13 protein-coding genes and 17 tRNA genes are annotated in these 21543 nt (G+C 27.0%); all 30 read left to right on the forward strand.

Features of this window, described 5'->3' with window-relative positions; all coding sequences use genetic code 4:
• The first annotated feature begins 56 nt into the window (after positions 1 to 56).
• Positions 57 to 132 (forward strand) — tRNA-Asn (locus tag SFLOR_RS00615).
• A gap of 7 nt (positions 133 to 139) precedes the next feature.
• Positions 140 to 215, forward strand: a tRNA-Glu gene (locus tag SFLOR_RS00620).
• Positions 216 to 237: 22 nt separating this feature from the next.
• A tRNA-Val gene (locus tag SFLOR_RS00625) sits at positions 238 to 313 on the forward strand.
• A gap of 8 nt (positions 314 to 321) precedes the next feature.
• Positions 322 to 397: transfer RNA gene (locus SFLOR_RS00630), tRNA-Thr, on the forward strand.
• A gap of 187 nt (positions 398 to 584) precedes the next feature.
• Positions 585 to 660, forward strand: a tRNA-Lys gene (locus SFLOR_RS00635).
• Between the two features lie 5 nt (positions 661 to 665).
• Positions 666 to 750 (forward strand) — tRNA-Leu (locus SFLOR_RS00640).
• A 148-nt stretch (positions 751 to 898) separates the two neighbouring features.
• Positions 899 to 1927, forward strand: a complete 1029-nt coding sequence (locus SFLOR_RS00645; RefSeq protein ID WP_169919175.1) for an alpha/beta hydrolase — start codon at positions 899 to 901, stop codon at positions 1925 to 1927.
• A complete protein-coding gene (locus tag SFLOR_RS00650; RefSeq protein ID WP_157806910.1) occupies positions 1914 to 3314 on the forward strand; it encodes an amino acid permease in 1401 nt (466 codons plus the stop codon). Before SFLOR_RS00645 ends, SFLOR_RS00650 begins: the two co-directional genes overlap by 14 nt.
• A 233-nt stretch (positions 3315 to 3547) precedes the next feature.
• A complete protein-coding gene (locus SFLOR_RS00655; RefSeq protein ID WP_100916178.1) occupies positions 3548 to 4969 on the forward strand; it encodes a uracil-xanthine permease family protein in 1422 nt (473 codons plus the stop codon).
• Between the two features lie 148 nt (positions 4970 to 5117).
• Positions 5118 to 5951 carry an HAD-IIB family hydrolase gene (locus SFLOR_RS00660; RefSeq protein WP_100916179.1) on the forward strand — a complete coding sequence of 278 codons (834 nt, stop codon included), beginning with the start codon at positions 5118 to 5120 and terminating at the stop codon, positions 5949 to 5951.
• Positions 5952 to 5963: 12 nt separating this feature from the next.
• Positions 5964 to 6269 (forward strand): thioredoxin, encoded by a 306-nt coding sequence (gene trxA / locus SFLOR_RS00665; RefSeq protein WP_100916180.1) that lies wholly within the window; start codon positions 5964 to 5966, stop codon positions 6267 to 6269.
• A 22-nt stretch (positions 6270 to 6291) separates the two neighbouring features.
• Positions 6292 to 7107 carry a Cof-type HAD-IIB family hydrolase gene (locus SFLOR_RS00670; protein ID WP_100916181.1) on the forward strand — a complete coding sequence of 272 codons (816 nt, stop codon included), beginning with the start codon at positions 6292 to 6294 and terminating at the stop codon, positions 7105 to 7107.
• Positions 7108 to 7393: 286 nt separating this feature from the next.
• Positions 7394 to 8452 (forward strand): spermidine/putrescine ABC transporter ATP-binding protein, encoded by a 1059-nt coding sequence (gene potA, locus SFLOR_RS00675; protein ID WP_100916182.1) that lies wholly within the window; start codon positions 7394 to 7396, stop codon positions 8450 to 8452.
• On the forward strand, positions 8445 to 9455 hold the full coding sequence (gene potB / locus SFLOR_RS00680) for a spermidine/putrescine ABC transporter permease (RefSeq protein WP_100916183.1): 1011 nt from the start codon (positions 8445 to 8447) through the stop codon (positions 9453 to 9455). Before potA ends, potB begins: the two co-directional genes overlap by 8 nt.
• Complete coding sequence (gene potCD / locus SFLOR_RS00685; RefSeq protein ID WP_100916184.1) at positions 9422 to 12550, forward strand: spermidine/putrescine ABC transporter permease/substrate-binding protein; 3129 nt, start codon at positions 9422 to 9424, stop codon at positions 12548 to 12550. Before potB ends, potCD begins: the two co-directional genes overlap by 34 nt.
• 171 nt (positions 12551 to 12721) lie before the next feature.
• Positions 12722 to 12796: transfer RNA gene (locus SFLOR_RS00690), tRNA-Cys, on the forward strand.
• Positions 12797 to 12961: 165 nt separating this feature from the next.
• A tRNA-Arg gene (locus SFLOR_RS00695) sits at positions 12962 to 13038 on the forward strand.
• A 43-nt stretch (positions 13039 to 13081) separates the two neighbouring features.
• A tRNA-Pro gene (locus SFLOR_RS00700) sits at positions 13082 to 13158 on the forward strand.
• A gap of 25 nt (positions 13159 to 13183) precedes the next feature.
• Positions 13184 to 13259, forward strand: a tRNA-Ala gene (locus SFLOR_RS00705).
• 5 nt (positions 13260 to 13264) lie between these two features.
• Positions 13265 to 13341: transfer RNA gene (locus tag SFLOR_RS00710), tRNA-Met, on the forward strand.
• Between the two features lie 25 nt (positions 13342 to 13366).
• Positions 13367 to 13443, forward strand: a tRNA-Ile gene (locus SFLOR_RS00715).
• Positions 13444 to 13487: 44 nt separating this feature from the next.
• Positions 13488 to 13580: transfer RNA gene (locus tag SFLOR_RS00720), tRNA-Ser, on the forward strand.
• A 7-nt stretch (positions 13581 to 13587) separates the two neighbouring features.
• Positions 13588 to 13663 (forward strand) — tRNA-Met (locus SFLOR_RS00725).
• Positions 13664 to 13666: 3 nt separating this feature from the next.
• Positions 13667 to 13743 (forward strand) — tRNA-Asp (locus SFLOR_RS00730).
• A gap of 5 nt (positions 13744 to 13748) precedes the next feature.
• A tRNA-Phe gene (locus SFLOR_RS00735) sits at positions 13749 to 13824 on the forward strand.
• A gap of 114 nt (positions 13825 to 13938) precedes the next feature.
• A tRNA-Ile gene (locus SFLOR_RS00740) sits at positions 13939 to 14015 on the forward strand.
• Between the two features lie 223 nt (positions 14016 to 14238).
• The gene (mgtA, locus tag SFLOR_RS00745) at positions 14239 to 16956 is read left to right on the forward strand and encodes a magnesium-translocating P-type ATPase (protein ID WP_100916185.1); all 2718 of its coding nucleotides are present in this window, start codon (positions 14239 to 14241) and stop codon (positions 16954 to 16956) included.
• 224 nt (positions 16957 to 17180) lie between these two features.
• Positions 17181 to 19598 (forward strand): leucine--tRNA ligase, encoded by a 2418-nt coding sequence (gene leuS / locus SFLOR_RS00750; RefSeq protein ID WP_100916186.1) that lies wholly within the window; start codon positions 17181 to 17183, stop codon positions 19596 to 19598.
• 72 nt (positions 19599 to 19670) lie between these two features.
• Complete coding sequence (locus SFLOR_RS00755; protein WP_100916187.1) at positions 19671 to 20195, forward strand: ferritin-like domain-containing protein; 525 nt, start codon at positions 19671 to 19673, stop codon at positions 20193 to 20195.
• Positions 20196 to 20210: 15 nt separating this feature from the next.
• Positions 20211 to 21326, forward strand: a complete 1116-nt coding sequence (locus SFLOR_RS00760; RefSeq protein WP_100916188.1) for a TDT family transporter — start codon at positions 20211 to 20213, stop codon at positions 21324 to 21326.
• Positions 21327 to 21543: the final 217 nt, after the last annotated feature.

Genomic DNA, 21543 nt, shown 5'->3' on the forward strand with positions numbered 1-21543 from the left:
TTTCTTGCTTTTAATATTATTAATATGCTATTATGAATAGGTAGAAATCTATCTATGGCTCTTTAGCTCAGTTGGTAGAGCAACCGGCTGTTAACCGGTTTGTCGCAGGTTCGAGTCCTGCAAGAGCCGCCATTTTTATGGCCTGTTGGTGAAGCGGTCAACACACACGGTTTTCATCCGTGCACACACGGGTTCGAACCCCGTACAGGCTACCATTATTATTTTTATATTTTTTTTGGAGTGTTAGCTCAGTTGGGAGAGCTCCTGCCTTACAAGCAGGCGGTCGGCGGTTCGAGCCCGTCACACTCCACCATTTTTTTTGCTGATGTGGCTCAATTGGCAGAGCAACTGACTTGTAATCAGTAGGTTGTAGGTTCAAGTCCTATCATCAGCACCATGTAAGAAATCATCAACCATAAATGGTTGTTTTTTTATTAATAAGTTTATCTATAATTTACTTATTTATAAAATAAAAATGATTTAAGCGAATAATTTATTTAAAAAATAAAAGAATACTTATAAAATTTAAATTAAGTATTTTAATAAAATAAAAAAAATGTTATTATAAATTTGTTATTTTTAACGTCTCGTTAGCTCAGTCGGTAGAGCAACTGGCTTTTAACCAGTGGGTCATAAGTTCAAGTCTTATACGGGACACCATTCATCCGGAATTGGCGGAATTGGCAGACGCACCAGACTTAGGATCTGGCGTGGTAACACGTGGGGGTTCAAGTCCCTTATTCCGGACCATAAAGAAAGTTAATCACGAAAGTGATTTTTTTTATATTTTGGAAATATTTTTCATTTTTTAAAATTTTTATTTTTTTCCATATATATATGTGAATATTTTTATAGTGTATTATTTAATCGAAATACCAAAAGAAGGAGACAAATTGAGTTGTTTAAATATAAAAAATATAGATATAATTTTGTAAAAATTATTATAACAATATTGTTACTTCCGCTAATAATTTTCAAATCAAATAAAGTTTTTAGTAATTATAAGATGTTTTGTTATACTTATCCACGTTTTGGAAAATATGAATCAAAAAATGGAGAGTATAAAAATTTAGAAACTGAAACTAATTGCTTGGATTACTATTATTGAGATATAAAAAAAATGAATATTAAGCAAAACTCTTTTTCCAAACAAAATTTAAAAGAATTTTCAATTGATACATCTAAAGGTCCAATTAGCTGTTTGCAAGCAAAAAATAAAAATAGTAAAAAATGAGTTATTGGTTTACATGGATGAACAGAAGATAAGTATTTAGCTTTAAGACTTACAAGTCATTTTTACGATCAAGGTTATAATGTATTAACATTTGATTCATTTGCTCATGGAAAAACTTATGGTGAATATACTGATATTGGATTTTCCAGTGTGGAGATAATTAACTCAATAATTAATTTTTTAAAAGCAGAAGATGATATATCAGTTATTGGTTTAATTGGAAATAGTATGGGAGCTTCAACTTCTATTCTTTATTCACAAATTGGAAAATATAAAGTTGACTGAGTTGTAGCTGATTGTGGTTTTAGTGATATTAAAACACAATATAGATATTACGTTCAAAATAACTTTTTAAAAAAATCTTGATTATTTAATACATTTAGATTTACTTCTAAGTTTAGTAAATTGACAAAAACAAATCAAAGTAAATATAATTTACTTAAAAAAATGAGGGAAAATAAAAATATACCTATATTTTTTATTCATGCAAAAGGAGATACTTTTATTCCTTTTGAAATGAGCTTAACTATGTTTAATAAAAAAATAAAGTTTGAGAAAGATGTAATAAGTCAATTTTGAAATCCAATCGGATCAGAGCATGTATATGTTTTAAGTGATTATAATGATGAATATATTTCAAAGACTTTATTTTTTGCAAAAGAAAGTGAAAAAAATAAAAATGAAACAAAATAAAAAAATGGGTTTTTGAACGGTACTTGCTTTAACACTTACAGCAACTATTGGTTCAAGTGTAATAATATCGTTTTCAAGTGTTTTTGGCTCTGTAGGGAGTAATCCACTTCTTATGATTATTGCTTGAGTAGTAGGAGGATTAATAATTCTGCCTGAAACTTTTTTAATGGTTGAACCTGCAATTTCTTTTAAAGAGAATGGAACTAATTATAGTTGATTGAAAAGATCTAATTGAAAAATAATGGCCTTTTGATTTGGATGAGTTTTAACTCTTTTTGTATCTGCATCTGCTATAGCAACTAGTTCTTTAGCATTATCTAGTATAACAGCAGCTCTTTTAAAAATTGATAATATATATTTTATAAAGTTTTTTGCTATAGCAATATTAGCTGTGATTGGTTTAACACAAATATTTATAAGAAATAGCTCACAAGTCACACAGTTTGTCTTTTTAGTTATTAAAAGTTTGCCAATTATTTTAATTCTTATCTTAGCAGTTATATTTGGAACTAGTGATAATTTATTAAATGGAAAAAATATGACTCAAGATTTAACAAAAATTTATATGTCATCATTAATGCTAATTCCAGCTATAACTTTAACTTCATTTGCATATTCAGGAACAGAGGTTCCTACGTATGTAGCAGGAGAAATTGATAAGCCAGAAAAAACAATTCCAAAATCAATTTTAATAGGAGTAGCAGTTGTTATTGTAGTTTATCTAGTTTATATTGTTGCAATTCTTTCAATTGCAAAAAACTCTAGTGAATTAGAACAAAGTGGAATTAGTGGATTTAGTGCAATTCCAAATTGGGTTAAAATCATGTTTAATGTTCTTGCAATACTACTTTTTGCAGGATCTATAAATTCATTTTTACTATATCAATCAAGATTAGTATATAAAATGGCAGAAGAAAAGGACTTACATAATGTCTTTTTAAAAACTAATAAATTTTCTAGTCAACCTTATTTATCAATGTTATTACTTATGTTAGTTGCAGTATTTTATATTGTATTTAATCAAATAATAGAATTGCTAAATTATTTTGCTCTTACAGTTAGTTTACTAAAAGTTTTAATGATTACAAATGTGATTAACTTAAGAAAAAAAGATGAAAGCTATATAAAAATTTATAAACCATGAGTTTTTTGAACTTTTGTAGTTTTTGGTTATTTGACATGTTTTTTAACATTAGCAGGTTCTATAATTAATCTTGTATCAATTGTAAAAGTTGCAGGAATAGTTGAAATTTGAAAACCTCTTGTTATGATTTCTATAATTTTATTAATTTTTCCAGTAGGTTATTTAAAATTTTATTTACAAAATAAACTTGCAAATAAATCAAAAGAAGAATCAGAAAATAAAATTGAAGAAAAAAAATTATAAAAAAAAGCAACTTTTTGTTGCTTTTTTCTTTTTAATTATATATATTCATTTTTAAGAAAAGTTTGGAGAATTTATGAGAAGCATTATTTTATCAATACAAGTTAATAAAGTTTATGTGAAAAATTCAATAATTTCTCACTCTTTTCAATTTTCTAAAATATTTATATTTAATTAATCAACCATTTTATTGGTTGTTTTTTTGTAAATTTTTTTAGTAATAGAAGGAGAAAAATATGGTAGAAGATAAAAAAATAGATTTAGTTCTTGAACCACATCAGAGACCCAAAAACTTTGGTCAATGAGCTATTTTATCTATTCAACATGTATTTGCTATGTTTGGTGCCACTGTTTTAGTACCAATAGTTATTAGTCAAATAGCAGGTGAAGAGGTAATTAATATTTCTATGGCCTTATTTTGTTCTGGGATAGGAACATTAATTTATATAGCTTTAACAATGGCAAAAGTTCCTATTTATTTAGGAAGTAGTTTTGCTTATATGACAGTGCTTGGAGCAGGTTGAAAGCAATGACATAATTCAATTTTTATTGCTGTATTTGCAGTTGGTGTTGTTTATATAATTATGGGATTTGTAATTCATTGAACAGGAATTAAATGAATTAAAAAAGCCTTTTCACCAATTGTAGTTGGTCCTATAATAATAACTATTGGACTTAGTGCAGTTCCAAGTGCTCTTGGAAATATTGGATTTGTAGCTGGAACAGCTACAAATAATGATGGAAGTGTTGCAAATGCATGAGGTAATTATCCTCAATGATTGGCAATTATAATTGGTGTTGTAACATTTCTTGTAGCTACAATTTGTATGTTGAAAGCAAAGAGTTTCTTGAAAGTAATTCCAATTCTTATGGCTTTAGCAATTGGATATGTATTATGCATAATCTTGCACTTTAGTTTAATAAAAACTGATTATAATATTATTCAAACTGAATATATTACAAACACAAAAGAATGACAATGATATCCTAGTTTTAAAAAAGTATGAGATGTAGATCCAAAAACTATTGGTCCTGCTCTTGTAGCAATTGTTCCAATATCAATGGTTACAATGGTAGAACATTTGGGAGATCATATAAATATTGGAACTATGACAGGAAGAGATTTTATAAAAAATCCTGGAATAAGTAAAACATTAATTGCTGATGGAGTGGCAATGAGTTTTGCAGGTTTAATTGGAGGTCCAGCAAACGCAACATATGCAGAAAACACAAGTGTTGTGGGTTTAACAAAAGTTGCAAGTGTTTGAGTAACTGGTCTTGCTGCTGTGTTTGCCATAATTATGAGTTTTATAGCTCCAATCAATCAGATAATTAGAATGATTCCAGCTCCAGTAATGGGTGGAATAAGTTTAATGCTATTTGGAATGATTGCTTCTAATGGAATTAAAATAATGCTAGATGCAAAAGTAGATTTGAAAAATGCAAAGAATCTTGTTGTCTTATCAGTAATTTTAGCTATCGGTGTAGGTATGTCAATAATGCAAAAAGATATTGAATTAGGTTCATTCCACATTACAGGATTATTCTTAGCAACATTTTTAGGAGTAACTTTAAATTTATTACTTCCAAATCACGATAATGCAGGTATTTTGAGTATTTTTAAAAGAACCAAAAAGAATGATAAAAATAAAGAATAATAAATAATATATGTATAGTACTTAAAAATAATTAAGTTTTAGCAAAAATTTTAGTTAGAATCTAGAAAATAAAATAATTAAAAGTGATTCTTAATAAAATAGAATCATTTTTAATCTATAATTTATATTAGTAAATTGAGGTGAAAGAGTGAAATTAAAAGAAAATGTTCTTATTTTTTCAGACTTAGATGGAACTGCTTTGGCTAGCAATCATAAGTTTAGTGAGGAAACTAAAGAAATTGTAAGAAAAGTATATAAGAAAAATTACTATTTTATACCAGTAACAGCGAGATGCACAATGGATACATTTGAACAACAATCGATTTATTTAGAATTAGATAAATTAAAGGGTATTGCATCGGCTAATAATGGAACTCATATATATGATTTCAAAGAAAATAAGTGAATTAGACAAGAATATATCAGTCAAGAAACTTTAAAAGAAGTTTTTGATATTACTTTTGGAAAAGTAGGAAAATATAAAGCTCATTTTATTGGAGATGATACTTATTTTGTCTATGGACATGGTGAAAATTCAAGATATTGAAGTGATATCATGGGAACTGAATATAAAGTTGTTCAAAATTTTAAGGATATAGATAAAAAAATAAATCACATTACTATAATTCTTGAAAAAAATCCAAGTGATAAAAGTATTGAAGAATTTTATAAAGATTTTTCAAGTATCTTAAATGCACTTGATATAATTAAATATACAGATAGAGTTTATGAATTAGCAATTAAAGATATTCATAAAGGGTCTGTGGTTAAGGAAGTTTTAAATTATTTAGGATTAAATGAGTCAAATACAACAACAATTGGATTTGGAGATAATTTTAATGATTTTGAACTAGCTACAAAAGTCGATATTTTTGTAGCAATGGAAAATGGTTTGCAAAAACTAAAAAACATTGCAACATTTACAACTAAAACAAATGATGAAAATGGTGTTGCTAATTTTATTGAAAAAAATATATTATAAAGGAGAAAAAAGATGGCAGTAAAAGTTATTAATACAGTAGAAGAATTTGATGAAGAAATAGCAAAAGATATAACAGTTGTTGATTTTTATGCAGAATGATGTGGACCATGTAAAATGATGGCACCAATATTTGATTTAACTTCAGAAGAAGAACAATCAGTTAACTTTGTTAAAGTGGACACAGATAAATTACCAGAAATAGCACAAAGATATAACATTATGTCTATTCCAACTTTAATTTTGTTTAGAAGAGGCCAAGTTTCTAAACAAAATAGTGGATTTATGTCAAAAGAAATTTTAAAACAATTTATAAAATAAAAAAATAGGAGAGTTAAATAAGTTGATTAAGTTAATAACGCTTGATGTTGATGGAACATTAGTTAAAAGAAAGAATAAAGTCTCAAAATCAAACATAGAAGCAATTAAAGAAGCAAGAAAACAAGGGATAAAAATTTGTATTGCAACAGGTAGGAATATAACTAGAACAGAAGGAGTGGCTAAATCAATTGGTATAGATTTAGCGCAAGAATATTTGATAACTCTTAATGGCGGAGCAGTTTACAAGTATGATGGAAATTCTGTTCCTAATTTAATAGAGGAACATTTATTTACTTTAGAAGATTTTAAATTTATTTATGATAAAGCTAAAGAAAATAAATTAAGTACTTTTAGTTATGCAAAAGATCCAAAAATTTCTTATGTGGTTAAAAAAAATCTATTTACATATGTTTTAAAAAAGGTTTCACATCGAAAACTTATAAAATATGATAGAAATACAATAAAAGATACTTCATATAAAATAATAGTTTATGGAAATTCAAATGGTATTGCTAAATTAAAAGAAGAAATTAAAGATAAAGAATATGAAATGTTTTCTTGAAGTTACGTACCGCATTCTTCAAATATTGAAATAAACCCAAAAGGTGTAGATAAATTATATTCACTACAAAAAATTGCAAAAATCTATGGAATTAAACCAGAAGAAATTATGTATTTTGGAGATGGAGACAATGATAAAAGATCTTTGGATTGAGTTGGTCATAGTGTTGCAATGGGAAACTCAAAAAAGGATTTAAAAAGTATTGTCAAAAATACAACTAAATCAAATAAAAAACATGGAGTTGCTTATTGAATAAAAAAGGAAATTTTAAAATAAAAACATTACAGATAATCATTTGTAATGTTTTTATTTTTATATATTTTATAAAAAAATGAATTATATGTATAATAATGTTATGTAAAAACAAAGGAGAGTTACTATGAACTTGAGAAAAGTAATAAATATTAATCAATATTTAATTTCAGAATGATTTAACGTAGTAATTACTCGTGTTGAATGATTCGAAAAAGTTTTAGAGACTGAAATGCTCCTCCTGATTGCGTAATGAATTTTAATAAAATTACGCGTTAAAAATTTAATATTTTTTAAAGGAGAACATATTATGAACAACAATAATAATATTTTAGAGATTAGAAATCTTACTAAAAGTTATGATGGAAAAGTTGTTTTAAAAGGTGTTAGTTTTAATATTAAAGAAGGAGAATTTATAACTCTTTTAGGACCCTCAGGGTGTGGAAAAACAACTACTTTAAATATTATTGGAGGAAGAGAAAAACAAGACTCTGGTGAATTACTATTTGAAGGAAAAGATTTAACTCCTATTCCAAGTAATAAAAGACAAATTAACACAATCTTTCAAAACTATGCTCTTTTCCCTCATTATGATGTTTACGATAATATTGCTTATGGATTAAGAATTAAAAGAATGAAAGAAGATTTAATTACAAAAGAAGTAATGCAATATATTAAAAAATTTTCATTAGAAGGTATGGAAAATAAAAGAGTTCATGAATTAAGTGGTGGTCAAAAACAACGTGTGGCTATTGCAAGAGCTCTTATTTTGAAACCCAAAATTCTACTTTTAGATGAACCAATGTCAGCTCTTGATGTGCAATTAAGAAAAAGAATGCAAGATGAATTAAAAGAATTACAAGAAGAAATCGGAATTACTTTTATTTTAGTTACTCATGATCAAGAAGAGGCTTTAACACTAAGTGATAGAATTGTAGTTATGAATGATGGACAAATTCAACAAATTGGTTCACCAGAAGAAATTTATAATGAACCTGAAAACAGATGAGTTGCTAATTTTATAGGAGTTTCAAATGTAATTGATGATGGAGAATTTGTAAAAGATTTAAAAGTAAAATTTGATGGAAAAGAATTTGACTCTACTGATAAAGGTTTTGGAGAAAATGAAACCAATATTGATATAGTTTTAAGACCAGAAGATTTACAAATATTGCCACCAAATAAAGGCTATTTTAATGGTACTGTAGAAAATATAATTTTCAAAGGTGTACATTATGAAATTACTATTAAAACAGAAAATAGATTTTATACAGTGCATACAACAGAATTTCATGATTTTGATAAAAAAGTTTCTATTAAGTGAAATCCAGAAGATTTACATGTAATGTGAAAAGAAATAGATGAATAATTTAGACAACGAAAAAAACATTATTGATCAACAAAATAATGTTGAAGTTGAAAAAGAATTAGACGACATTGAAAACATTGAATCTGAAGGAACAGAAATAGAAATAGAAGTACCAAAAATTAAATTTAAAGATAAAGTAGCTGATTTTAAAATAGTAAAAGGACTTAAAGGAAAAGTTTGACCTATATTATTGCCTTTTATGGTAGTTATGGGATTTTTAGTTGTGCTTCCTTTATTAGGAATTATTATATTCTCAATTGTTGAAGCAACAGGCAATAGTATAAAATTTAAATTAGATTTTTCAAATTTTGTAAATCTTTTAACATCAGGATCTATTCTTTATGTCTTATTTTTATCTTTACTTTATGCTTTTGTTGCAAGCATAATTTGTGTAGCTTGTGCATATCCAATAGCTTTGATTATGGCACAATTGAAAAATAAAATGCTTGCAAAAAATGTATGAGTGTTAGTAACTTTGCCAATTTGAATAAGTATGATTTTAAAAATACTTGGACTTAGAAGTTTATTTCTATTAATTTCTCCAAGTGCTTTAGGAACTCCAATTGCAGTCATTATAGGTATGGTTTATATGTTTTTACCTTTTGCCATATCTCCAATTTATAATGCAATTGAAAATCAAGATAGAAATTATTACTTGGCAGCACTTGATTTAAAAGCAAGTAAGTCAAAAGCTTTTTGACATACAACTTTTAGACAATCATTACCAGGAGTTTTTGCTGGATTTACTTTAGTTTTAATACAAGCAGCAACTTCTTTATTAATTGTTAGATATATGGGTGATGGAAAAATTAAATTAATAACTTCAATTATTGAGAACTACTTCTTTAGAGGTACGGACTTTACATTTGGAGCAACTATAGCAATTGTTCTTGCATTACTTTTATTTGCAATTATGGGAATTATGAAATTAATTTCAAATAAATTCGAAGTGAAAGGAGCATCAAAAAAATGAAAAAATTCTTCAAATCAAGTTACTTCTTAATAATGATGGCATTTATTTATGTGCCAATAGCTGTTATGATTGTTTTTTCATTTAATTCTGGAAATAGTACTAGTAGCTGAAGTGGATTTAGTTTAGCTTGATATTCAAAACTAGTTTCAAATTCACCATTTATGAAATCAATAACAGTATCACTATTTGTTGCTATGGTATCAACATTAATATCACTGGTAATTGGAATGATGGCTGTTGTAGGACTTACAAAAATTAGAAAAAGATCTGCAGATAATTGAGTAAGAATTGCAAATATTCCACTAGTTAATGCTGATGTAATTACAGCTGTAGGATTAATGTTATTATTTGTTCTTGCAGGGGTAAAGTTTGGAATAATAACTTTAATTGCAGCTCACGTTTCATTTAACGTGCCTTATGTAATTATTACAGTTCTTCCTTTTATGAATAGAATTGATAAAAACATTCTTGAAGCATCAAAAGATCTTGGAGGAAATCAAAGACAAACTTTTTATAAAGTAGTTCTACCAATCTTAACTCCTTGTATAATTACTGCAGCTGCAATTTGTTTTGCAATGAGTTTTGATGATTTTATTATTTCTTATTTTACAGGTGGAGGACAAACAAACGTTTCTACTTTTATTTATACTGCAAAAAGAATGCAACCCTATATTAATGCTTTTGGAACATTATTAGTAGCTTCAATTGTAGTTATTATTTTAATTTGAAATATAATCCAATTTTCTTTACAAAAATCAAAAGATGTTAAGTTACAAATTAAAAAAGGTGAATATAAAATTAAAACAATTAGTAAAATAGAAAATGAAATTAAATATTTAGAAAAATGTCTTTTAGCAGGAACAAAAATAAAAAAATCTAGAAACTTAAAACTTTTAGCACAGTATAAATTACTAAAATTTCAATTAAAAATACTAAATAATAAAAATAATAATAAAAAAATTAGTAAATTAGAATGAAAAAAAGCAATTATCGCTGATGAAATTAGAAGTGAAAAAAGATATTTTACTGTATTTAAAAAATTGAATATTAAAAAATCTCAAATTGAATTAAAAATCTCAAAAATGACTAGTGAGAAAAAAATTAAAAAATTTAATCAGGTTTTATTAAAATTAGATCAAAAAATTAATAAATATGAAAAAGAGATAGAATGAATCAACAATAGAAATGAACACGATAAAGAAAGAGCTTTAGAAATTGGACAAGAAATTATTGATTTAAGAGAAGAGTTGGAGATATTAGATAATCCAAGCTCTAAATTAATTTCTTGATATAATAAAAAAATTAAAACTCTTTCAATTAAAAGAGATCGATTATTAGAAGGAAGAAATCAATATAAATTAAGAACTACTATTGAAAAACTTGCTTTAATGCAAAAAGAAAATACTGAAAAAAGTGATGCAAAATATGAACAATATAAAACAGTTAAAGAAAAAGTATTTAAAAAAGTTTCAATTGTGGAATTAATAGATAAACAAATAGAACTTTTAAATAAAGAAGATGTTAATTACGAAATAAAATTAAAAGAATTGCAAACTTTAAGAGAAACTAAATTAAAAGATGCAATAGAAAAACTAAACTCTAAATTAACTATAAAAGAAGAAAAACTTGAGAAAGTTAATAATTATGTAAAAGCTAAAAAAGATAAATATTTCCCAGATGTTTTGGAAGAAAATTATGTTCCAAAATCAAATAAATGAATTAAAAGAAACTGAAAACAACTTACAATGGGAACAGCTATTTTAACATCATTTTCTTTATTAACAACAGCATATATAATGAACAATATTTATGATTTGGTTATTGGAAATTGAGGAAGCTATATTGATGTTAATTTAATTACAAAATTTGAAAAAGAATATGGCTATAAAGTCAATTATCAACAATATGATTCAAATGAGTCATTATATAATAAAACTTACACATTTAATTATGACATTATGGTTCCAAGTGACTATATGGTTCAAAAATTGGCAACTGAGGGTGGTTTACAAAAAATTAATTGATGTAAAGTAGATAAAATTGTAACATCAGAATCTAAAAGATTAGGTAATTGTGATGATCCAAAAGTTCCACCAGTTGGAGAAAGATTAACTTATGATAAAACTTTAGAAGAAGCTCATCAAAATTACAAATTTAAGGATATAAATGGTGAACATGTTAATTTAATAGATTATTCAATTCCCTGATTTTGAGGAGATGTAAGAATTGTCTTTAATCTAGCAGATTATAAAAATGGAAATTTTGTATTTAACGAAAAACTACGCAATTTTCTTTTAGAAAGTAATTTAATTAAAAAAGGTGAAACTGTAAATGAACCATATGAAGTTATTGAAGAACAATTATCATGAGATATACTTTGACAAGCAGCAGCGCAAGGATTTAATTTAGCTTTAAATGAAGATCCAAAAAATGTATTTATGTATGGTTTTCAAAAATTATATGGAACAGTTGAAGCAAAAGCTGATTTAAAAGTTGGCAATAAAGTGATTAGTAAACAACAACAAATAGATCAAGTTTCAAAAGAAATTGAAAAACTTGTAGGTTATAAAAATGTGGGATTATATGGAGATGAATTAATTGATAAAGTTCATGACAAAGATTTTGATATTGCAGTTATGTATAACGGAGATTTAATTTATGCCAACCAAGATGATTATGAAAGTGAAAAGGAAAGTGAAGATGATGTACTTGCCTATAGTGATGAAAAAAAAGCAGAAGACTTTAAATTTGCAATGATCTCTGGAGTTCCTGGAAAACTACTACCTCAAAGTGAGGATAAAAAAGTAACTATAGATAATAAAGTTAAAACAAATGAATCTACAAATTTATGAAGTGATAATTTAGTTATTTCAAGTACTAATAATCATTTAAAAGCTACTTATGATTTTATTAATTTTATGTATAATGTGGAATCACAAAAAGCTTTAATAGATGAAACAGGAATGCCTACTGGTTTTGAAGAAATGATAAAATATGGTAAAGAAAAGGGCAATGAATGAGAAAAATGATTCTCACCTCAAAAAGGAGATTCATTTAATTTTGATGAAAAAATGGACAATTATTTAGTAGATAAATATAATAAAATTATTTCAACTAAACATTAATTTGAAATATTTTAGATATTACTTTTATTTAAAAATGTATTAATATAAAACCTATGAAAATAGAATTCCTATATGGATGTAATTTTCATAGGTTTTTTAATTTTTAGTTTATATTTATTTCTTATTATATTTCTAGTTTTTACTTTTTTTTAGTATAATCATTTAAGTAATGGTACCATAGCCAAGAGGCTAAGGCATGGGACTGCAACTCCCTGATCGTCGGTTCGACTCCGACTGGTACCTCCAAATAGATAATAAAGGAGTTTAAATTACTCTTTTTTTATTTATTTTGCAAAAAAGATACATATTGCTTTTTAATTTGCTATAATAAATATTGTCAATTTTGTAGAAAATTGGTAAAAAAAAGAACAAAATGTAATATAATATTTTTGGTTGTTTTCAGAAAAAAATGCGCCCTTAGATCAATTGGATAGATCGTTTGACTACGGATCAAAAGGTTAGGGGTTCGAGTCCCTTAGGGCGCGCCATTATTGAGAGCAATTATGAATATTATTAAATATTCATAAACTTCGGGAAGTGGCTCAGCTTGGTAGAGCATTCGGTTTGGGACCGAAGGGTCGCAGGTTCGAATCCTGTCTTCCCGACCATTTAATTTAATATTATTTTATATATGGGCCCGTAGCTCAGCTGGGAGAGCACCTGCCTTGCACGCAGGGGGTCGACGGTTCGATCCCGTTCGGGTCCACCATATATGGCGGGGTAGCTCAGCTGGTTAGAGCGCTCGGCTCATACCCGGGAGGTCAAGAGTTCAAGTCTCTTCCCCGCTACCATATATTTTATTGTTTTTATTATTTTGGACCTTTAGCTCAGTTGGTTAGAGCATCCGGCTCATAACCGGATGGTCATTGGTTCGAGTCCAATAAGGTCCACCATCATGATGACTCTATTATGATCATGAAGGGGCATAACAAAATACGGAAGATTACCCAAGCCTGGCTGAAGGGGTCGGTCTTGAAAACCGAGAGTCGGGGAAACCCGAGCGGGGGTTCGAATCCCTCATCTTCCGCCATTTTTATCGCGGGGTGGAGCAGTTGGTAGCTCGTCGGGCTCATAACCCGAAGGTCGTAGGTTCAAGTCCTGCCCCCGCAACCATTTGGCCCCATAGCGAAGTTGGTTATCGCGCCTCCCTGTCACGGAGGAGATCACGGGTTCGAGTCCCGTTGGGGTCGCCATTATTGGTTTTGTAGCTCAGTTGGTAGAGCAATTGATTGAAGCTCAATGTGTCGGCGGTTCAATTCCGTCCAAAACCACCATTTATGAAATTAAGAGGACGTCAATAAATGACGTTTTTTTATTGAAAAAGATTTAAAAAAATTTAATTTCTGTTGAATTTTAAATGTTAATATTCTATAATTAATATTGTTTTACGGAGTATAGCTCAGTTGGTTAGAGCGCACCCCTGATAAGGGTGAGGTCGGTGGTTCAAGTCCACTTATTCCGACCATTTAAAAAATTTATTTCACCCTGAAGGGGTGTTTTTTTCTTTATATATATGTATAATAAGATAGTTTAGAAATGAGGTGGTAAATATGAGTATTCCTTCCGTCGAACAGTTAAATATATTAATAAAAGAAAATACGGTAAGAAGTATTGCTAATTTGCCACCTATTTTTGTGTTGTCAAAATAGGTTTTAAAATTAGCTTTCATAAATAAGGAGAACGATGTTATGAAAACTAATAAAAAAAAGTTAAATAATAATTATAATAATCAAATAGCAGAGTTTGTAAATTTGGATCAAACTCAGGCATTAAAAAAATTGGAAGTTTCAAGTTTTGGACTATCAGATACAGAAGTTGAAGCTCAAAAAAATAAATTCGGAAATAATAGTTTAAAAGAAAAAAAATTTAATTACATATTATCATTTTTTAGGTCACTTTTTAGTCCTTTCAATTTAATATTGATAGTAATTGATACTTTCAACTTTTATAAATATGCAACAGCAAAAAATGATGATGGTATTCGTTCATTGGAACCATCAGATTTAGTTGCAGCATTACTTGTTTTAACTATGATTATAATTAGTACAACAATATATTTTGTTCAAGAAATTAGATCATTTCATGTTATTAGAAAAATGACATATGAAAATAAACATACATCAAAAGTAGTTAGAAATATTGATTTTAAAGTTAAAGATATTGATAATGCAAATTCAATTAAATTAATTAAAGAGCATGAACAAATTGAAAACTCAGAACTTGTTCCAGGAGATTTAATTTATGTTTCAAATGGAGATTTAATTCCTGCTGATGTAAAAGTTATTTGATCAAATAACTTATATTTGAATCAATCTTCTTTAACAGGAGAAGCATTTCCTGTTCAAAAGAAAATAACAAATGAAAAAGAAAGTTATTTAGAATATCAAAATATTTGTTATATGGGAACAGAAGTAGTTTCAGGTTCTGCATTATGTTTAGTAACTCAAACAGGAGAAAAAACTTATTTTTCTGCAATTAATGATAAAGTTACAGAGAAAAGGGGAAAAAACTCTTTTGAAAAAGGAGTTGCAAGAATTACACTATTGTTAATTTCATTTATGTTAGCAGTAACACCAATTGTTTTTTTAGTTTTTGGTCTAAGACCAGGAGAAATTGATGATAGATGATTTGCAGCTGCAATGTTTGCAGTTTCAATTGCTGTTGGATTAACTCCAGAAATGTTACCAATAATAGTTACGGCTAATCTATCTAGAGGTTATTCAAAAATTAAAAAAGAAAATGTTATTGTAAAAAATTTAAATGCTGTACAAAATATGGGAGCAATCGATATTTTATGTACAGATAAAACAGGAACAATAACAAGTGGAGAGATTAATTTAGACCATGTATTTGATATTAAAAGTCAAAAAAATGAAATGATAGAACATATTTTATATTTAAATAGTTATTTCCAATCAGGATTTCAAAATCCAATAGACCAGGCTGTATTGCTTAGTAAAAAAATAAATGCACCAAATATTGATGAATATACAAAAGAATGAGAAATTCCTTTTGACTTTAAAAGAAAGATATTATCAGTAATTTTATCTAAAAATAATGAAAAAGAAATTTTTACAAAAGGTGCAATTGAAGAAGTATTAAAAGTGTGTAACCGTATTTATATTAATGGCGATATTGTAAAAATTACTCAAGAACATATTGATAAAATAATCAAAAAAGCAGATGAGTATAATAACGATGGATTTAGAGTTATAGGAATAGCTCACAATCATTTAAAAGATGAAGATGTTGAAGAGGAATTAGTATTTTATGGATTTGGTACATTTTTTGATGAACCAAAAAAAACCTCTAAAAAAATTATTAAAGAATTAGCTCAAAAAGGAATAGCAACAAAAGTTCTTACAGGAGACAATGAAGTTATCACAAGAGCTATTTGTGGAAAAGTAGATTTTAAAATTGAAAAACTTTATACTGGAAAAGAAATTGAAGAAATGAATGAACACCAATTGCACAAAGCAGTTCTTAGAGGAAATGTATTTGTTAAATTAAGTCCGATTCATAAATCAACAATAATCAGAGCTTTAAAAGAACAAGGTCATGTTGTTGGATTTATGGGTGACGGAATTAATGATGCTCCAGTTTTAAGAGAATCTGATGTTGCAATATCTTTTGATGAAGCATCAAATATTGCAAAAGAAGCAGCAGATATTATTTTAATGGAAGAATCATTGTTGCCAATTAGCCATGCAGTTCATGAAGGAAGAGTATCGTTAGCAAACATATTAAAATATATTAAAGTTACAATTGCTTCAAACTTTGGAAATGTTTTAAGTGTTCTTGTTGCATTATTTTTAACAATGGCAGAACCAATGCAACCATTACATTTACTTACACAAAATTTATTATATGACATAGTAATGTTTGCCTTTATCTTTGATAAAGTTGATAAAAAATTTACAGATAAACCAAGACCATTAAGAACAAAAAACATTATATGATTTACAGTTATAAATGGTCCAGTTAGTTCAATATTTGATATTTCAACTTTCTTAGTATTGTTATATGGATACCATATTGTTCAACCAGGAATTGGTTCAGGAGTTGGAAAACCAGATCCTGCAGCATTAGCTGTATTTAATGGTAGCTGATTTGTTGTAGGATTGATGACTCAAACTGCAGTAATGCAAATGTATAGAACTGAAAAAATTCCATTTATTCAATCAAATGGTTCATGACAAGTTTCTGCATCAACAGTTCTTGTTTGTTCATTAGCTGTAATAGTTCCTTATGGATTTATGAGCATTCCTGCTGTTAGTGAAGGTATGGGAATGGGTGTTCCACCATTAACATTTTTACCAATTGCCTTATCATTTGTAGTAGCATATATGTTCTTAGCACAAGGAGTAAAAATGCTTTACATTAAAAAATTTAAAGAATGATTATAAAAAGTTTAAACAAAAGTTTAAACTTTTTTTAAACTCTTAAAAATATATTTAAATATAACTATTTTAGATATATTTACTAAATTAGTACTATTGATAATCTTTCTTTAAAAAAGAAGATATAGCAATTCTAAGTTGTTAGCTATATTTAATTAACTTCTTAAATAGTCTATTTGAAACAATATATATTTAATGTAAAATAATAAAGTTATAAAAGAGGTAAGAACATGGAATTTTCACATAAGGCAATTGAAAAAAAATGACAAAAATTTTGAGAAGAAAATAATACATATAAAACAACAAGCAATAAAGAAAAAAAAGCATATATTTTAGATATGTTTCCTTATCCAAGTGGAGCAGGACTTCATGTTGGTCATCCCAAGGGATATACTGCAACTGATGTTTTTGCAAGAATGAGAAGAATGCAACAATATGATGTTTTACATCCAATTGGATGAGATGCTTTTGGACTTCCAGCAGAACAATATGCTTTAAAAACAGGAAATGATCCAAGAGAATTTACAAACAAAAATATTATTACTTTTAAAAATCAGTTAAAAAAACTGGGATTAAGTTATGACTACAATAAAGAAGTAAATACAAGTAATCCGAATTATTACAAAATTACACAATGAATATTTCAACAACTTTATAAAAAAGGATTAGCAGAAATAAGAGAAGCTAATGTTAACTGATGTGAGGGATTAGGAACTGTTCTTGCAAACGAAGAAGTTAGTTTGGAAAATGGAAAAATGGTTTCGGAAGTTGGTGGTTTTGAAGTAATTAAAAAACCTATGAAACAATGAGTTTTAAAAATTACAGAATATGCAGATAGATTACTTGAAGGTTTAGATGAATTAGATTGACCAAGCTCAGTTAAGGAAATTCAAAAAAACTGAATCGGAAGATCAGAAGGAGCAATAATTAGTTTTGATGTAAAAAACAGTGATGAAAAAATTGCTGTATTTACAACAAGAGCAGATACTATTTATGGAGTATCTTATATTGTATTGGCACCAGAAAATAATTTAGTTTTAAAATTAACTACTAAAGAAAATAGAGAAAAAATAGAAGAATATATTGAAATTACTAAAACAAAAGTGGATGTTGAAAGACAAGATGATTCAAAAGAAAAAACGGGAGTTTTCACAGGAAGTTATGTAATCAATCCAATTTCAAAAGAAGAAATACCTGTTTGAGTTGCTGATTATGTATTAAACGATTATGCAACAGGAGCTGTAATGGCAGTTCCAGCTCATGATGAACGTGATTGAAAATTTGCCACAAAATACAATTTATCACTTAAATATGTTTTAGAAACACAAGATAAAACAAAAGCATTTGTTGGAGAATCTCCAATAGTGAATTCAGATTTTTTGAATGGATTAAATAGAAAACAAGCAATTAAATTAGTAATTGAAAAGCTCGAAAATGAAAATAAAGCAGAAAGAAAAGTTAATTATAAGTTAAGAGATTGATTGTTTTCAAGACAAAGATTTTATGGAGAACCTTTTCCTGTCATTTTTTTAGAAGATGGTCAAATTGCTTTAATAGATGAAAAAGATCTTCCTTTAGAGTTGCCAAAAACTGATTATATTAAACCATCAGGAACTGGTGAATCACCGTTGGCTAATCTAACTGATTGAGTTAATATTACTTATAAAAATCAAAAAGCAAAAAGAGAAACAAATACAATGCCTCAATGAGCTGGAAGTTGTTGATACTACTTAGCATATATTTTAGCAACAGGACCAAATGAATTTATGGATATTAAATCAAAAGAGGCAATGGAATTATTTAAAAAATGATTGCCTGTTGATTTATATGTTGGTGGTCAAGAACATGCTGTTCTTCATTTACTGTATGCAAGATTTTGACACCAGGTATTATTTGATTTAGGAGTTGTTCCAACAAAAGAACCATTTCAAAAATTAGTAAATCAGGGAATGATTTTAGCTGATAATGGCGAAAAAATGAGTAAATCAAAGGGCAATGTAATTAATCCTGATGATATTATAGAATCACATGGAGCAGATACTTTAAGATTATATGAAGTATTTATGGGACCTATTGAAGCATCACTTCCTTGAAGTTATAAAGGACTTGATGGAGCAAGAAAATGATTAGATAGAGTTTATAGAATGATTGATAATTTGGATCTTACAAATGAAAATAATCATAATTTAGATTATGTTTACAATGATGTTGTGAAAAAAGTTACTCAAATGATCGAAAGTTGTAAATTTAATACAGCAGTTTCTCAACTAATGGTATTTGTAAATGCAGTTTATAAAGAAAAAGCTCCTGTATATAAAGAATACATTTTGAATTTTATTAAAATGCTTTCAGCTTACGCACCTCATTTAGCAGAAGAGTTATGAGTTAAAACAGGAAACTCTGGAAGTGTTTGCTTGCAAACTTGACCAACTTATGATGAATCTAAGTTATTACTTTCAACAGTTATAATTGCAGTTCAAATTAATGGGAAATTAAGAGCTACATTTGAAATTAATAAAGGAACTGAAAAAGATGAATTAATTGCTTTGGCAAAACAATTAGATAATGTAAAGGAACAAATCAGGGGAAAAGAGATAGTAAAAGAAATAGCTGTTATAGATAAAATTGTAAATATTGTTATAAAATAACACCTTTAATAGGTGTTATTTTTTTACTTTGAGCATATAATAAAAATTATTAAAAAGAGGAGGAAGATTATAATGGATAAATTAATTTTAACTAATCTACAAGATTATATTAATGAACATATTAAAATGCAATTAAATTGTTTTAATTTAAGTAAAAAGTGTGATGAATTAGGATATCCTGGCTTTACACACTTTTTTCAAGTGCAAGCTCAGGATGAATTCTTACATCAAAGAAGAATAATCAACTATCTTTTAGACAGAGGACAAAATTATAAAATCGGCTCAGTAGAAATAACTACTCCTGATTTAAAAAATATAGAAGATATTTTAAAAGAGTATATTAAATGTAGAACTCATTTTGCAAATATTACAAATGAATTTACAAATAATGCAAAAGAGAAAATGGATTTTACAACAGTTAAATTTTATGAATGATTCTCTATTGATTTCTATGAAGAAATATCAGAAACAAATGATTTATTAGATTGAATTAAAATGTCTAATGGAAATCATTATGCAATTGATAAAAAAGTTTTAGGAAGAGAAAATCCAGATACACTAGCTGTAGTTGATCCTTTTGCTCCACATCAAGATTAATTAGCAATTATAAATATGAAAAATGACAAAAATATTTTTTCTAATTTACCAATTGCATTAACAGGTTGTGCTTTAGGGGTAATGACTTTAACTAATGCTTGAAAGTTATGAGTAAATAATCAATTTAAAGATAGTTATAATTTTTCCAATATATTTGGAATGATTATAACTAGTAGTGGTTTTTTATTACTAACTTTGTTCTTAACTTTAATAATTATTAAATATTTATCAAAACCAAAAATTTTTGTTACAGAATTTAAATCACCAATTATAGGTTCTTTAATACCAACTTTATTTATGGCAACTTTTTCTTGAACTGCTTTTTTAAATTCAATTAAAGTTCCATGATTAGGAGAAATAATTTGATTATTGGTACTTTTAATTTTTATTATTTATATAATTTGCTTTTCAATTTATTATATAAAAAACTTTTCTTGAAAATCTGTTTATCCTTCTTGATTTGTAGTTTGAGTAGGAATAATAGTATTTTGTGTCACAGGCTCAACAATGGGAAGTTCAGATACAACAATTGGTTTAACTATTGATCAACAAAAAAATTTTAAAGAGTTTTTGCAATGTTTATCTAAAGTTATTTGATATTTTGGATTTAGTGCATATCTTATATTACTGCCAATAGTTTTAATTAAAGTTTTATTTATTCAATTAAAAATTAAAAGTAATGAATTTCCTACTTATGGAATTTTTGGAGCACCTGCTAGTTTGTGTTTAGCAGGTTATCTAATTGCTTTTTTTAACACAACAAATAAATTAGGAGAACTTCAAAAACCAATAGTCCTATTTTTATTTATTTTAGGTATTATATTTATAATATTTGATTACTTAATTATAATTCCAATAATGACTAAGAAATTTATTCCACTTTTTGCTTGCTTTACATTTCCTTTAGCCATAACTTCTTTTGCTTCAGAAAAATTATCTCAATTTTTAATAAGTGATAATAATAAAACTTTTTCTAATATTGTTCACTGAATTAGTTTTGTGGAAATAATAATTGCTAGCTTGTCAATTTTATATGTTACTTTTGGTTTAATAGTTTTTTCAGTTAATAAACTAAAATATGAACCTAATAATAAAGAAGTAAATAAAAAATTTTTCAAATGATTTATTTAAAACTACTCTAAAATGTATGAAATGAATAGGTATTTATGCCTATTTTTTTTTAACTCATTCCACTTCTCTAGATAATTTTTATGATGCTAAGAATAAGTTTAAGGGATAACAAATCAATAGATTTCAATTTAGATAAATTAGAGATATTAGGGTTAAAAGATGTAAATCACAAAACACTAATGGAAAAAAATCATTAAAAATAAAAATATAAAATTTT

Origin of the sequence: Spiroplasma floricola 23-6, assembly GCF_002813555.1 — a bacterium.
GTDB classification, from domain to species: Bacteria; Bacillota_I; Bacilli_A; order Mycoplasmatales; family Mycoplasmataceae; genus Spiroplasma_A; species Spiroplasma_A floricola.